The sequence below is a fragment of the Lysobacter sp. genome, from assembly GCF_035655815.1.
Taxonomy (GTDB): Bacteria; Pseudomonadota; Gammaproteobacteria; order Xanthomonadales; family Xanthomonadaceae; genus Lysobacter_J.
Window position 1 is genome coordinate 16333 of sequence record NZ_DASRTS010000061.1, and the last position, 14650, is coordinate 30982.

Here is a 14650-nt window from a genome sequence, read left to right on the forward strand (position 1 = left end):
CTTTTTTCCTTGTGTGGCTAGGGCTTAGCCCTGGTCCGGACCGGCCTCTGCCGGGGCCGGGACGGCATCGGCAAGTGGCTCCGGCGCCAGGGCGGCCCGGTAGGCGTCCAGCAGCTTGCGGTCTGCCTTGGACAGCGCCGCCTCATCCAGCAGGTCCGGCCGTCGCCGCCAGGTCCGGCCCAGCGACTGCATGCGCCGCCACTTGGCGATCTGCGCGTGGTTGCCGGACATCAGCACCTCCGGGACGGTGCCCAGTTCGTGCTCGACCGGGCGGGTGTAGTGCGGGCAGTCCAGCAGGCCGTCCTCGAAACTGTCCTGGACGGCCGACTCGGCGTCGCCCAGCACGCCCTCGCGCAGCCGGGCCACCGCGTCCACGATCACCGCGGCGGCCAGCTCGCCGCCCGACAGGACGTAATCGCCGATCGAGATTTCCTCGTCGACCTCGGCCTGGATCAGGCGTTCGTCGATGCCCTCGTAGCGGCCGCACAGCAGGATCAGGCGCTCGTGCCCGGCCAGCTCGCGCACCCTGGCCTGGGTCAGCGGCTGGCCCTGCGGGCTCATGTAGACCACTTTCGCTGGGGCCGGGTCCGCCGACCGCGCGGCCTTGAGGCTGGCGCGCAGCGGATCGATCAGCATCACCATGCCCGGGCCACCACCGAACGGGCGGTCATCGACGCGACGGTAGTTGCCCTCGGCGTAGTCGCGCGGGTTCCAGCCGTGCACCGAGAGCAGCCCGCGCTCGACGGCTCGCCCAACCACGCCGAACGCCGCGCACTGCGCGACGAACTCGGGAAACAGGCTGACGACGTCGATGCGCATAGGTCGAGGACGAGTAGAAGGGAACGAGTGGAGAGGAACGGGAAACGGGTGGCAGTGTGGGCTCTCGTTTCCCGCTCCTCTCAACTCTTCCCTAGAAGTCGGGATCCCAGTCCACCGTCACCACGCCCGCCTCGAAATCGACCGAGGTGATGTACTGCGGCTGCACGAACGGAATCATGCGCTCGCGCTCGTCGTCGCGGGCGACCAGCACGTCGTTGGCGCCGGTGGCGAACAGGTGCGAGACCACGCCCAGCGGCACGCCGTCGACGGTGACCACGCGCAGTCCTTCCAGGTCGACCCAGTAGTACTCGCCTTCGCTCGGCGGCGGCAGGGCCGAACGCGGTACGTAGATCTCCGTGCCGCGCATCGCCTCGATGGCGTCGCGGTCGGTGACGTGCGGAAAGGTCGCGATGAGGTACTTGCCGCTTTCCTTGCCGCGCACGCCGCGCAACTCGCGCTCGTTGCCCTGCGGGTCGCGCAGGATCCAGGGCTGGTAGCGGAAGATGGCGCTGCGCGGCTCGGTCCAGGACTCGAGCTTGGCCTCGCCCCGGACACCAAAAGCGCCGGACACCCTGCCCAGCAGGATCCGGCGCTCTTGAGTCTGATCGCGCTCCGTGGAGGAGCCAGTCATGCGAAAGACGGCCGCGCGTGTCGGCGCGGCCGGAAGATCAGGCTGCGGTCGCGGCCTTGGCCGCTTCCTTGTACAGCACGGCAACCTTGTCGGTCAGTTGCGCGCCGTTCTTGATCCAGTGCTGCACGCGCTCGACGTTCAGTTCCACGCGCTTCTCGGCGCCCTGGGCGACCGGGTTGTAGTAACCCACGCGCTCGATGTTGCGACCGTCACGGGCATTGCGGCTGTCGGTGACGATGACGTGGTAGAACGGACGCTTCTTGGCGCCGCCGCGAGCAAGGCGAATCTTGACCATGGTTCGGTAGTTCCTGTGTAGCCCAGCTGCCGGAATGGCAGGGTAAGCGCGGAATTATAAGCCATTGATTCGGCGGGAGGGAACCCCTGGAATCCTCGCAATCCGGGGTCCAGCCGCTCCATCAGCGCGTGATGGGCGTACGGACAGCCTGCCGGCCTCAGGTGCGCGGCCAGCTCTCGGTGACCGATCGGGGCAGCGGTATGGTCCGGCGATACCAGTCGTGCACCCAGCCCTCCACGAAGGCGAAGTCGCGGACCGCCTGTGGCCGGCGCAGCATTGCGCCCCAGACCCGCAACTGCACGAATTCGCCCGAAGGCCGTCCGCGCCAGTCCGCTGGGCCACGCAGTTCCAGGTCGATCTGGTAAAGCCCGTCCGCGGGACAGGTCAGCAGCGTCACCTGTTGCGCCACACCTTCATCGCCGCATCCACTATGACAGCAGGGTCGGCGAGCGCACGAACTGGCTCAGCTCCAGCCGCCCGTCGGTGTAGCTGGTGCGGCCGGGCTCCACTATGTCCAGCCCGAAGCGCGACGCCTCCCAGGCGTGCTCCACCGCCAGCACGTCCCCTTGGCTCAGCTGGAAGTAGTAGCGGTACAGATGGCGCAGGTCGCGATCCCATTCGGAATGCGGATCGGCGATGGAGGCCTCGTCCCAGGCCTGCGCTTGGGCGTCGAAGAGCAGGACGGCTTCGGCAGGCACCGTACTTACGACACGCTGCGGCATCGCCGCGCGGTCCAACGCAAGGGCTTCGTGGTCGATCTGCACGCGCCATTCGCCATCGCCCAGCTCGGTCCAGCTGACGTGACTTTCCTGCTGCGGCGCGCTGCTCAGCGAAAGCCGGTCTAGAGAATCCGTTTCCAGCCAGACCGCGATGACGCCGTCGCCGCCGCGTGCGGCGTCACCCTGTCCGACGCCGACCTCGTAGAGGCCGTCGTGATCGATGACGAAGCGCTGCGGTTGTTCGGTGCCGACCTGCACCGGTTGCCTCGCCAGTTCGCCGCCGCGCCAGCGACCGGCGAAATCGCAGGGGCACTTGTATCCCGGCGATCCTCCGGGCGGTGGGATATAACGCAGCAGCAGGCGATCGCCCTTGCGCAGGAAGAATTCGCGCGTACTGCAGATGTCGGTACGCGGCCAGCGTTCGTTGAAGAAGATGCCGATCTGGTCGAGCAAGCCGTACCAGGCCTGCCCTTGCACGTCGGGATGCGCGGCTCGCATGTGCGCGGGCTCCTGTTCGGCGGCACGAATTACCGTCGGCGCGGGAGCCGGCAGCGGCGCCGATGCGGGAAACGATTCAGGCTCAGCGACGGCTGCCGGCTCGGGCAGCAACGAACCGATCAGCGCGGCCAGCAGGACCAGTCCGATCCAGATCGCGATCGCCACGACCGGCACCCACCAGCCGGACACGAGCAGGTTCGCCAGTAGCACCGCCGCAGCGGCAAGAATCCACAGCACGTCCGTGTGGGTCCAGCGCGCTCAGCGGAACGGCATCGGCCCGCGGCCGCCCATCATGCCCTTCATGCCGCGCATGAGTCCCTTCATGCCGCCGCCGGACAGCTTGGACATCATCTTTTCCATCTGCTGGTACTGCTTCATCAGCTTGTTGACGTCGGCCGGGGTCAGGCCGGCGCCCTTGGCGATGCGGGCGCGGCGCGACCCATTGAGCAGCGCCGGATTGCGGCGCTCCTTCTTCGTCATGGAATTGATGATGGCCACCATGCGCGGGACTTCCTTGCCGGTGACCTGGTTCTTGATGTGGTCGGGGATCTGCCCCATGCCCGGCAGCTTGTCCATGAGCCCATGGATGCCGCCCATGTTCTGCATCTGCTCGAGCTGGTCGCGCATGTCGTTGAGGTCGAACTTCTTGCCCTTGGCGACCTTCTCGGCCAGCTTCTGCGCCTTGTCCTTGTCGACCTGCTGCTCGACCTGCTCGACCAGCGACAGCACGTCGCCCATGTCGAGGATGCGGCTTGCGATGCGGTCCGGGTGGAACACGTCCAGACCGTCGGGCTTCTCGCCCACGCCGATGAACTTGATCGGCCGCTGGGTGATGTAGCGCACGCTCAGCGCCGCACCGCCGCGCGCGTCACCGTCGGTCTTGGTCAGCACCACGCCGGTCAGCGGCAGCGCCTCGCCGAAGTGCTTGGCGGTGACGGCCGCGTCCTGGCCGGTCATTGAGTCGACCACGAACAGCGTTTCGACCGGATTGACCGCCGCGTGCAGCGCCTTGATCTCCGCCATCATCGCGTCGTCGATGCTGGTGCGGCCGGCGGTGTCCACCAGCAGCACGTCGACGTAGGTCTTGCGCGCCTCGTCGATGGCGGCCTTCACGATGGCTTCGGGCTTCTGGTCGGCACTGGACGGGAAGAACAGCACGTCGACCTGCTGCGCCAGCGTCTTGAGCTGCTCGATGGCGGCCGGACGGTACACGTCGGCCGACACCACCATCACCTTCTTCTTGCGCTTTTCCTTCAGGTGCTTGGCGAGCTTGCCGACGGTGGTAGTCTTGCCCGCGCCCTGCAGGCCGGCCAACAGCACCACGGCGGGCGCCGGCACGTTGAGGTTGAGGTCTGCGGCCTGCGAGCCCATGACCGCGGTCATCTCGTCGCGCACGACCTTGATCAGCGCCTGGCCCGGCGTAAGCGACTTCAGCACTTCCTGGCCGACCGCGCGCACCTTGATGCGCTCGATCAGCGCCTGCACCACCGGCAGGGCGACGTCGGCCTCGAGCAGGGCGATGCGCACCTCGCGCAGCGACTCGCGGATGTTCTCCTCGGTCAGACGGCCGCGACCGCGCAGGCGCTCGATGGTGCCGGACAGGCGCTGGGTCAGGGATTCGAACATGCGGGCGATACCTGCAGGCAAGCTGGAAAATCGGGGCGCGAAGTATAGCCCGCCACCCCTGTGGTCGACTGCGCACGGTGCCACTGCGGTTCGTCTCGCGGCTGTGCGACACTGCCGCGATGACAATCGTTCTCATCGCCATCGCCCTGTACCTGATCGCCGCGGCCCTGCTCGTCACCGGCGTGCAGCGGCAGCGCGCCTCGCGCCTGTGGTTGCTGCCCGCCGCAGGCGCAGTCGTGCTGCACGCCGTGGCGCACCTGCTGGGCTGGCGCGAATCGGGCGGCACCGACATGCACTTCTTTGCCGCGATGTCGCTGGTGGGGCTGGGCATGGCCGCGCTGACCACGCTGGTCGGCGCTGGCGGCCGCATGGCGGCGCTCGGCGTTGTGGTGTTCCCCCTGGCGGCGCTCACCTTGTCGGGCTATCACCGCCACGGCCACGTACCGACCCAAGTCCTGGACTGGCGACTGCAACTGCACGCATGGATGGCGCTGCTGGCCTACGCGACGCTGGCGATCGCAGCGCTGCTGGCCGTGATGCTGTGGCTGCAGGAACGCGCACTGCGCCGTCGCGAATTCCACCAGTGGCTGCGCGCCCTGCCTCCGCTGGTCGAACTGGAAACGCTGCTGTTCCGCACCATCGTCGTCGGATTCGTATTGCTCACGGCGACGCTGCTGACCGGCGTGCTGTTCGTCGAAAACCTCTTCGCCCAGCATCTGGTGCACAAGACCGTGCTGAGCGTGCTGTCGTGGCTGCTGTTCGGCGGCCTGCTGCTCGGCCGCTGGCGCTACGGCTGGCGCGGCGCCACCGCCGTGCGCTGGACCCTGGCCGCGATGGCGCTGCTGGTGCTGGCGTTTTTCGGCAGCAAGTTCGTACTCGAACTCGTCCTCCGCCGCCCGGCCTGATCCCTGCCCTATTCAGCCGCGGAACTCGGCATTCCATTGCTGAAACAATATTTGCATTGACAAATATTGTTCGGGCTACGACTATTTCGCAGCCATGAACACCCCCGCTCCCGCCGCCTGTAGCGGTTCCACGCTCGGCCTGCTCTTCCGGCAGGTCCGCGATGCCATGTGGGCGCGGATGGAGCGGGAACTGGCGGCGGCCGGCCACGAGCTCACCTTCAGCCAGTACATCGCGCTGAAGAAGCTGTCCGACGGCCCGCACGGCGTGACCGACCTGGCCCGCGCGGCCGAGCTGAATCCAGGGGCGATGACGCGCCTGCTGGACAAGCTCGAAGCCCGCGGACTGATCGCGCGCGTCGCCGACCCGGCCGACCGGCGCGCCTGGAACATCCACCTGACCGAGGCCGGCCGGGCGATGTGGCAGGACGTGAACCAGTGCGGGCAGCGCGTGCGCGAGCGCGCCATGCACGGCATGAGCGATGCCGAGCGCGAACAACTCACGCGCCTGCTCGAGCAGGTGCGCGACAACCTCTCCTCCACGGACTCCTGACCATGGAACTCACCTTTACTGGCCCGCGCAGCGGGCTGAAGCCCGTGCTGTCCGCATTGGCCTTCGCGGTCCTGCTGGCCGGTTGCGCCAGTTCGCGCGGCCTGGCGCCCGAGGATCGCCCGCTCGACGCGGACAGCCTGCAGGCGCAGCGCAGCCTGTCCGGCGTCGCCGTCTCCGACGCGGCGTTTCCGCGGCAGGACTGGTGGACGTCGCTGGGCGATGCGCAACTCGATGCGCTGATCGCCGAGGCGCTGCAGGGCACGCCCAGCCTGGATGCCGCGGATGCACGCGTGCGCCAGGCCATCGCCCAGGCCGGTCTGGTCGATGCGGCGCGCAAGCCGACGCTGGGCGCCAGCGCGCAGTACTCCGGCCTGCAACTGCCGGAAACCGTCGCGCCGGAACCGCTGGGCGGCTCGTACCAGGGCGTCGGCCTGCTGAGCCTCAACTTCAAGTACACGTTCGACCTGTGGGGCGGCGAGAAGGCCAAGTGGCAGGCGGCGCTCGGTCAGGCGCGCGCCGCTGAAGTCGATGCGCAGGCCGCGCGGCTGACGTTGTCGTCGGGCATCGCGCGGGCCTACGTCGCGCTGGCGCAGGCCTTCGCCGCCAACGACGTCGCGAAGGCCGACCATGAGCGCGCGACGCGCCTGCTCGAACTCGGCCGCCAGCGCGTAGCCGCGGGCCTGGACAACCAGTTGCAGATCCGCAACGCGGAAAGCGCGGTGGCCAGCGCCGAGCAGCAGATGCAGGCCACCGAACACGAGATCGAGACGACGCGCAATGCGCTCGCCGCGTTGCTGGGCAAGGGACCCGATCGCGGTCGCGACATCGCGCGTCCCGTCGTGTTGTCGGCTGCATCGCCGACGATTCCCTCGGTGCTGCCGAGTGAACTGCTCGGCCACCGTCCTGACGTGGTCGCCGCACGCTGGCGCGTGGAAGCCGCGCAGCATGGTATCGACGCGAGCAAGGCCGCGTTCTATCCGACCATCAACCTGAGCGCGATGGCCGGCCTGGCCGCCGGCAACGTTGGCGACCTGTTCGGCAGCGATGCGCTGCTGCTGCAGGGCGGCCCGGCGATCAGCCTGCCGATCTTCGACGGCGGCCGCCTGCGCAACCAGCTCGCGAATAGCGACGCCGGCTACGACCTCGCGGTCGCCAGCTACAACCAGGCGCTGGTCGGTGCGTTGCGCGAAGTCGCCGACGCATTGCATTCGGCGCGTTCGCTCGACGGGCAGATCGTCTCGGCCACGCAGGCACGCGATGCCGCGCAGAGCGCATGGGACATCGCCACCTCGCGTTACCGCGCCGGCCTGGGCACGCAGCTCGACGTGCTGGCCGCGCAGCGACCGCTGCTCGAACTCGACCGCCAGCTCACGGTGCTGCGTGCGCAGCGGCTGGCCGCCTCCATCGACCTGGACCGCGCGCTCGGCGGCGGCCTCGTCCTCGACACCTCGTACTCCGACCAAGACCTCGCCAGGGCCTCCACGCCATGACCACCGAAATGAACCCCAACGCCGCAGCCGTTGCGGCCAAGTCCAACGGCAAGCGCAAGAAGGCACTGACGATCCTCGCCGCCACTGTCGCGGTAGCCGGCCTGGGCTGGGCCTCGTGGTACCTGCTCGTCGCGCGCTGGCATGAGGACACCGACGACGCGTACGCACAGGGCAACGTCGTCAGCATCGTGCCGCAGACCGTCGGCACCGTGGTCGACATCGACGCCGACGACGGCATGAAGGTCGAAGCCGGCCAGCCGCTGGTGCGTCTGGATCCGAACGATGCCCAGGTCGCCTACGACCAGGCGGTGGCCAATCTCGCCAACACCGTGCGCCAAGTGCGCGGCCTGTACAGTGCGGTGGATGCCGGCGCTGCGGACCTGGCCGCACGCGAAGCGCAGGTCGCCCGCGCGCGCGCCGACCTGAAGCGTCGCGAAGGCCTGGTCGGCAACGGCGCCGTGTCGGCCGAAGAGCTCGCGCACGCCCGCAACGAACTGGCGGTGCTGGAAGCCGGCCTGCGTTCGTCGGCCGGCAACCTGTCGCGCAATCGCGCGCTGGTCGATGCCACCACGGTCGGCAGCCAGCCGCAGGTGGCGGCCGCCGCGTCGCAGTTGCGCCAGGCGTATCTCAACCTGCAGCGCACGGCCATCGTCGCGCCGGTGTCGGGCTTCGTGGCCAAGCGCCAGGTGCAGCTGGGCCAGCGCGTGCAGCCGGGTACCACGCTGATGACCATCGTTCCGCTGGAACAGATGTGGGTCGAGGCGAACTTCAAGGAAACGCAGCTCGGCAAGATGCGCATCGGCCAGCCGGTGAAGGTGCACGCCGACCTGTACGGCGGCGACGTCGAATACGACGGCAAGGTCGTGAGCCTGGGCATGGGCACGGGCAGCGCGTTCTCGCTGCTGCCGGCACAGAATGCCAGCGGCAACTGGATCAAGATCGTGCAGCGCGTTCCGGTGCGCATCGAAGTCGAGCCCAAGCAACTGGCCGAGCATCCGCTGCGCCTGGGCCTGAGCATGCACGTCGACGTCACCGTGCGCGACCAGGACGGTCCGGTGCTGGCCGCACCGCGCAAGTCCGACAAGCCGCTGTTCACCACCGCCGCTTACGACAGGCAGTTGGCCGATGCGAATGCGCTGATCGACAAGGTCATCCGCGAGAACCTGCCGGGCGCGCGTCACGGCTGACACCGCACCACCGCTGCAACCGTTTCGCCGTCATCCCCGCCATGCGGGGGTCCACAGGCTCCCTCCCCTCCCCCTTGAGTCCTGGATGCCCGCCACGCGGGCATGACGGCCCTTCTTCCGGGCCGTGCCACGCCCCCAATTTCCAGTAACCCGCCATGTCGACCATCGCGCAACAGGAAGAGGAGATGGGCCTGCCGGTCACGCCGGAGCCGCCCAGGCAAGCCTTCCGTCCACCCAACCTCGCGTTGACCACCGTCGGCCTGGCGCTGGCGTCGTTCATGCAGGTGCTGGACACCACCATCGCCAACGTCTCGTTGCCGACCATCTCCGGCAACCTCGGCGCCAGCGCCAACCAGGCGACGTGGGTGATCACCTCGTTCGCGGTGAGCAACGCGATCGCGCTGCCGCTGACCGGCTTCCTCACGCGCCGCTTCGGCGAGCGCAAGCTGTTCACCTGGGCGACGCTCGCGTTCGTCATCGCGTCGCTGCTGTGTGGCCTGGCCAACAGCATGGGCCTGCTGGTCGCAGCGCGTGCGCTGCAGGGCTTCGTTGCCGGCCCGATGTATCCGGTCACCCAGGCGCTGCTGATCTCCATCTACCCACCGCACAAACGCGGGCAGGCCATCGCGTTGCTGGCGATGGTGACCGTCGTGGCGCCAATCGCCGGCCCCATCCTTGGCGGCTGGATCACCGACAACTACAGCTGGGAGTGGATCTTCTTCATCAACGTGCCCATCGGCATCTTCTCCAGCATCGTGGTCGGCCGGCAGCTCAAGGGGCGTCCGGAGAAGCTGGAAAAGCCGAAGATGGACTACATCGGCCTGGCGACACTGGTGCTGGGCGTTGGCGCGCTGCAGATCATGCTGGACCTGGGCAACGACGAGGACTGGTTCAACTCGGCCAAGATCGTGTGGCTGACCGTGATCGCGGTGATCGCGCTGGCGGTGTTCGTGATCTGGGAACTCACCGAGAAGGACCCCATCGTCAACCTGCGCCTGTTCCGGCACCGCAACTTCGCGAGCGGCACGCTCGCGATGGTCATGGCGTACTCGGCGTTCTTCAGCGTCGGCCTGCTGGTGCCGCTGTGGCTGCAGCGCAACCTGGGCTACACGCCGATCTGGGCCGGCTACGCGAGCGCGCCCATCGGCATCCTGCCGGTGCTGCTGACGCCATTCGTGGGCAAATACGCCTCGAAGTTCGACCTGCGCATGCTGGCGACCTTCGCGTTCATCGTGATGGCCAGCACCAGCTTCTACCGTTCCGGCTTCAACCTTGACGTCGACTTCGCGCGCGTTGCGGAGGTACAGCTGTGGCAGGGCCTGGGCGTGGCGCTGTTCTTCATGCCGGTGCTGACCATCCTGCTGTCCGACCTGGAACCGCACGAGATCGCCGCGGGCTCGGGCCTGGCGACGTTCGTGCGAACGCTGGGCGGCAGTTTCGCGGCCTCGCTCACCACATGGGCATGGAACCAGCGCAGCACGATCCACCATGCAAGGCTCACCGAGAGCATCGACGCCTACGATCCGGGCATGCAGCAGACCGTGGCGGCACTGGGACAGGGCGATGTGCAGCGCGGCGCGGTCGTGATGAACCAGATGATCTCGCAGCAGGCGGTGCAGATTGGCTTCAACGAGATCTTCCACCTGCTCGGCATCCTGTTCCTGGTGGTGATCGTGTTCGTGTGGTTCGCCAAGCCGCCGTTCTCGGCGAAGGTGGGCGGCGGTGCCGCCGCGGGTGGGCACTGATCGGCGCGTAGTGCCCGCTTGAGCCCCTCTCCCGCCGGGAGAGGGGTTGGGGTGAGGGTCGGCGGAGTTGCGGTGTTGCAGATCGCCGGGCCAACTCCATATCGCGCCAAAGTCAAGCTGGATTCCAGCTTTCGCTGGAATGACGGCTCCGAAGGCGTGACGGCCTGGGTCCCGGCATTCGCCGGGACGACGATGGGGATTACTTGAGCCCGCAGGGCCGCCTCCTCACGCCAAACGCGTTGTAACGGATGTCCGGCCATCCATCAGCGCGATGAGTCACTACGTCCTCACCCTCTCCTGCCCCGACCGCCCCGGCATCGTCAACGCGGTGACCGGGCACCTGCTGCGTTACGAAGGCAACATCCTCGAGGCGCAGCAGTACAACGACCTGGCGACGGATCGCTTCTTCATGCGCACGGTCTTCGCGCTGGCGCCACAGTCCATCGCCGAGGTGCGCGACGGCTTCGATGCGCTGGCACGGGCATTCCGCATGCAATGGTCCATGCGCGACCGTAGCGAGCCACGGCGGGTGATGCTGCTGGCGTCGAAGTTCGACCATTGCCTAGCGGACGTGCTGTACCGCTGGCGCATCGGCGAATTGCCGATGGAGATCACCGCGGTCGTCGCCAATCATCCGCGCGACACGTATCGTCACATCGACTTCGACGGCATCCCGTTCCATTACCTGCCCGTCGCGAAGGGCGGCAAGCACGAGCAGGAAACAGAACTGTGGTCGCTGATCGAACGCACCGGCACCGAACTGGTTGTGCTGGCGCGCTACATGCAGGTGCTGTCGGAGGAACTCGCCGGCAGGCTGGCGGGACGCTGCATCAACATCCATCACTCCTTCCTGCCCGGCTTCAAGGGTGCGCGCCCGTATCACCAGGCGCACGCACGCGGAGTGAAGCTGATCGGCGCAACCGCGCACTTCGTCACCGCCGACCTGGACGAGGGCCCGATCATCGAGCAGGACACGCAACGCGTAGGACACCACGACACGCCCGAGGACATGGTCCGCATCGGGCGCGACATCGAGCGTCGCGTGCTGGCGCAGGCACTGCGTTACTGGCTCGACGACCGCATCCTGCTCAACGGGCATCGGACCATCGTATTCGCGGTGTGAATGAACCGGGGTTCTCGATGCGGACACGCGCGATTTTGTAATGTCGCGACATGTTCGCCGCGCGCTGGATGCTGCTGATCTGGCTGTGTACCGTTGTCCTGTCGACGGTGCTGGTGGGCTGGATCGTGCTGCGACATCGCCACGGCTTGCAGCGCAGCAAGGCGCACCTGCAGACCTCGTTCGACGCGCTGTTCTTCGACACGCCCGACGGACGCGTCGCGGGTGAGGTGCTCACCGTGGTGAAGGTGGCCTACCAGATCGACGACGCCGTCGGAGGGATTCGCCAACCGCTCGATCCGTGGGATTCGCTCTGGTATGCGATTGGCCCGGGGCCGAGCTACTTCCTGGCGGTGTGCATCGTCGACCACGACCACCCCGAACGCGATCCGCACTGGCGCGTGCGCCCGCTGGACGAGCGGCGCATGCGGGCCGCGCTTGAAGGCGATCGGCAGGCGCAGATGCTGGATTTCGGCGAGGCCATCGAGGCCTAGCGACATCGCGTGCGGTGTTACCCTAGAATCGGCGTGGCCGCAAGGGATGCGGCGTGGGGATGGTCGTGGCATATCGCCTTTCAGGAAGGCTCACGTTTGCACTTCACCTGTGCGTGCTGGCGGTGATCAGCCCGATATACGCCAGTATCGACGGCGGTTTGTGGTGGCCACCGGCGACGTACCTGGCGGGTGCCTTCATGCTGTGGATGGCCAGCACACCCGGAGCAAAGCGCCGCTTGCTCTCGCAGGAATGGGGTATGTGGCACTACTTGCGGAAGGTCGCACGGCACGGCACGGCCAACGAGGGGCATCCGGACCGGGCCACATGGGACCGCTACGGCCGGCACAGCCGCTACTTCCTGCATGCACTGTGCATTTTCCTAGTCGGCGTGATCGCTTGCCAGCAGGGATTCAGAGGCGGTTTCTTCTGGCAGACCCTGCTAATGGGCGCTTCGTTCGCATTGGGGGTCGAGATCGGCTTCCTCGCATTCAAGGACGGCGACGAGGTGGAATGGCGCCGCCAGCGGCGAGCGGTACCGCTCCGCCGCGACGACTGATCAAGCACGTTCCAGCGCGTCCGCCAGCCGCTCGACGCCGATCACTTCCATCTCGCCGACGCGCCCGTTCTTCGGCGCGTTCGCCTTGGGAACGATTGCACGCTTGAAGCCGTGCGTGGCTGCTTCCTTCAGGCGCTCCTCGCCGTTGGGCACCGGGCGGATCTCGCCGGAGAGGCCGACTTCGCCGAAGGCGACGGTCTGCTCCGCCAATGGGCGGTCGCGCAGCGACGAGAGCACCGCCAGCAGCACCGGCAGGTCGGCCGCGGTTTCCTGCACGCGGATCCCGCCGACGACATTGACGAACACGTCCTGGTCGCCCACGCCGATGCCGCCGTGGCGGTGCAACACCGCCAGCAGCATCGCCAGCCGGTTGCCCTCCATGCCCACCGCGACGCGGCGCGGGTTCGACAATGGCGAGGCATCCACCAGCGCCTGCACTTCCACCAGCAGCGGACGCGTTCCCTCACGCGTGACCATCACGCAACTGCCGGGCTGCGGACGCTGGCTGCCCGACAGGAAGATCGCGGACGGGTTGGGCACTTCGCGCAGGCCTTTTTCGCCCATCGCGAACACGCCCAGTTCGTTGACGGCGCCGAAGCGGTTCTTGAACGCGCGCAGCACGCGGAAGCGGCTGCCGCTTTCGCCTTCGAAATACAGCACCGCATCGACCATGTGCTCGAGCACGCGCGGACCCGCGATGCCGCCTTCCTTGGTGACGTGGCCGACCAGGAACACCGCGGTGCCGGTTTCCTTCGCATAACGGACCAGGCGTGCGGCGCTCTCGCGCACCTGGCTCACCGAACCCGGCGCGGCACTGAGTTCCTCGGTCCACAGCGTCTGCACCGAGTCGGCGACGATCAGGCCCGGGCGCATCTTCGCCGCGTGTTCCAGCACCCGCTCCACACCGGTCTCGGCCAGCGCATGCACGCCGTCCACAGGCACGCCCAGGCGTGCGGCGCGACCGGCAACCTGGGCCAGCGATTCCTCGCCCGTGACGTACAAACCGGGCAACGTTCCGGCCATCCTGCTGATGGCCTGCAGCAGCAGTGTTGACTTGCCGATGCCGGGATCGCCGCCCACCAGCACGACCGAGCCGTGCACCAGGCCGCCACCCAGCACGCGGTCGAACTCGCCGATACCCGTGCTGACCCGGTCTTCTTCGGTGTGACGGACATCTTTCAGCGCAGTGACCACCGGCGCGTCGGCCTTGCCGGCCCAGCTGCTGCGGCGGCTCGCTGCGACGCCGCCGCCCTTGGCCGAAGCGGGCTCCACGACGAATTCGCTCAGCGTGTTCCACCCGCCGCATTCACCGCACTGCCCCTGCCACTTGCTGAAACTGGCTCCACATTCGGAGCAGACATAGGCGGTCTTGGCTTTGCCCATCGGACGCGGAACCCGTTGAAAGATCCGCAGGATACCGGAGCTGGTCGCACAGGCCGAGACGAATCAGTCTTCGCCGGCTGGCGAGCGGGAAGGCTCGCCGATGTCGACACTTGGTGCGCCTACGACGCTACGCAGCCCACCGGACCGATTGCTCTGGATAGCAGGCACGCAGATCCTGTTGTGGCAGGCCGAGCAGACCGGCGACTTCATCCGGCGGCACGATGCTGTAGCCGCGCGCGTCGATATCCTTCGCGATTCCCTGCCAGTCCAGACGTGGCTTCGCCAGATCGCTGTCGATCGACCAGCCGAACCGGACCTCACCCAGCGCGGCCATTTCATCGCGAGGCAGGTCGGTTCCGAACGGCGCCACCACGTATCCCTCGTCCTGCCCCACCACGAAGACATTCACTTGCATGTTCAGCACCTTGTGGATGCCTCTTCCCTAAAAACTGGCGGCATGTTGGCGATGGGCCTGCTAAAAAACGGTGAACGCCCGATTGCCGATGAATGAAACATTCAGACTTTGATCACGCCGTCGGCCATGACTGCGTGGCGACATCGCGCGGAGAATGCCGCGACCGTTTGACGGCAGCGTTACGACGTGTGCGGATGCACGCAGGCAGGCTGAACG

Annotated in this window: 17 protein-coding genes; 9 read left to right on the forward strand and 8 right to left on the reverse strand. The window is 67.4% G+C overall.

Features of this window, described 5'->3' with window-relative positions; genetic code table 11:
- Positions 1-24 precede the first annotated feature (24 nt).
- From trmD to ffh, 6 genes are all read right to left on the reverse strand, one after another.
- The gene (gene trmD, locus VFE83_RS15940) at positions 25-819 is read right to left on the reverse strand and encodes a tRNA (guanosine(37)-N1)-methyltransferase TrmD (RefSeq protein ID WP_324907947.1); all 795 of its coding nucleotides are present in this window, start codon (positions 817-819) and stop codon (positions 25-27) included.
- A 91-nt stretch (positions 820-910) separates the two neighbouring features.
- Complete coding sequence (rimM, locus tag VFE83_RS15945) at positions 911-1450, reverse strand: ribosome maturation factor RimM (RefSeq protein WP_324907949.1); 540 nt, start codon at positions 1448-1450, stop codon at positions 911-913.
- A 37-nt stretch (positions 1451-1487) separates the two neighbouring features.
- The gene (gene rpsP / locus VFE83_RS15950) at positions 1488-1745 is read right to left on the reverse strand and encodes a 30S ribosomal protein S16 (protein WP_324907951.1); all 258 of its coding nucleotides are present in this window, start codon (positions 1743-1745) and stop codon (positions 1488-1490) included.
- A gap of 157 nt (positions 1746-1902) precedes the next feature.
- The gene (locus VFE83_RS15955; protein WP_324907953.1) at positions 1903-2154 is read right to left on the reverse strand and encodes a hypothetical protein; all 252 of its coding nucleotides are present in this window, start codon (positions 2152-2154) and stop codon (positions 1903-1905) included.
- A 19-nt stretch (positions 2155-2173) separates the two neighbouring features.
- On the reverse strand, positions 2174-3199 hold the full coding sequence (locus VFE83_RS15960) for a hypothetical protein (protein WP_324907954.1): 1026 nt from the start codon (positions 3197-3199) through the stop codon (positions 2174-2176).
- A 21-nt stretch (positions 3200-3220) separates the two neighbouring features.
- Positions 3221-4588 carry a signal recognition particle protein gene (gene ffh / locus VFE83_RS15965; RefSeq protein ID WP_324907956.1) on the reverse strand — a complete coding sequence of 456 codons (1368 nt, stop codon included), beginning with the start codon at positions 4586-4588 and terminating at the stop codon, positions 3221-3223.
- 119 nt (positions 4589-4707) lie between these two features.
- Between ffh and VFE83_RS15970 the strand changes: the two genes are divergently transcribed.
- The 9 genes from VFE83_RS15970 (at position 4708) to VFE83_RS16010 (ending at position 12636) form a co-directional block, all read left to right on the forward strand.
- Positions 4708-5493: a cytochrome C assembly family protein gene (locus tag VFE83_RS15970; RefSeq protein WP_324907958.1), complete on the forward strand. Its 786-nt coding sequence runs from the start codon at positions 4708-4710 to the stop codon at positions 5491-5493.
- Positions 5494-5587: 94 nt separating this feature from the next.
- Positions 5588-6043 carry a MarR family transcriptional regulator gene (locus VFE83_RS15975; protein WP_324907960.1) on the forward strand — a complete coding sequence of 152 codons (456 nt, stop codon included), beginning with the start codon at positions 5588-5590 and terminating at the stop codon, positions 6041-6043.
- A 2-nt stretch (positions 6044-6045) separates the two neighbouring features.
- On the forward strand, positions 6046-7533 hold the full coding sequence (locus VFE83_RS15980) for an efflux transporter outer membrane subunit (RefSeq protein WP_324907962.1): 1488 nt from the start codon (positions 6046-6048) through the stop codon (positions 7531-7533).
- On the forward strand, positions 7530-8720 hold the full coding sequence (locus VFE83_RS15985) for an HlyD family efflux transporter periplasmic adaptor subunit (protein ID WP_324907964.1): 1191 nt from the start codon (positions 7530-7532) through the stop codon (positions 8718-8720). The genes VFE83_RS15980 and VFE83_RS15985 overlap by 4 nt, the downstream gene beginning before the upstream one ends.
- A 185-nt stretch (positions 8721-8905) precedes the next feature.
- The gene (locus VFE83_RS15990) at positions 8906-10465 is read left to right on the forward strand and encodes a DHA2 family efflux MFS transporter permease subunit (RefSeq protein WP_324908248.1); all 1560 of its coding nucleotides are present in this window, start codon (positions 8906-8908) and stop codon (positions 10463-10465) included.
- A gap of 72 nt (positions 10466-10537) precedes the next feature.
- Complete coding sequence (locus VFE83_RS15995; RefSeq protein ID WP_324907967.1) at positions 10538-10672, forward strand: hypothetical protein; 135 nt, start codon at positions 10538-10540, stop codon at positions 10670-10672.
- 64 nt (positions 10673-10736) lie between these two features.
- A complete protein-coding gene (purU, locus tag VFE83_RS16000) occupies positions 10737-11588 on the forward strand; it encodes a formyltetrahydrofolate deformylase (RefSeq protein WP_324907969.1) in 852 nt (283 codons plus the stop codon).
- A gap of 50 nt (positions 11589-11638) precedes the next feature.
- Positions 11639-12079, forward strand: a complete 441-nt coding sequence (locus VFE83_RS16005; RefSeq protein WP_324907971.1) for a hypothetical protein — start codon at positions 11639-11641, stop codon at positions 12077-12079.
- A 59-nt stretch (positions 12080-12138) separates the two neighbouring features.
- The gene (locus VFE83_RS16010) at positions 12139-12636 is read left to right on the forward strand and encodes a hypothetical protein (protein ID WP_324907973.1); all 498 of its coding nucleotides are present in this window, start codon (positions 12139-12141) and stop codon (positions 12634-12636) included.
- Here VFE83_RS16010 and radA read toward each other — a convergent pair whose 3' ends face one another.
- Both radA and VFE83_RS16020 read right to left on the reverse strand, forming a co-directional pair.
- On the reverse strand, positions 12637-14019 hold the full coding sequence (gene radA / locus VFE83_RS16015; RefSeq protein ID WP_324907975.1) for a DNA repair protein RadA: 1383 nt from the start codon (positions 14017-14019) through the stop codon (positions 12637-12639).
- A 127-nt stretch (positions 14020-14146) separates the two neighbouring features.
- Positions 14147-14434, reverse strand: a complete 288-nt coding sequence (locus tag VFE83_RS16020) for a hypothetical protein (protein ID WP_324907976.1) — start codon at positions 14432-14434, stop codon at positions 14147-14149.
- Positions 14435-14650: the final 216 nt, after the last annotated feature.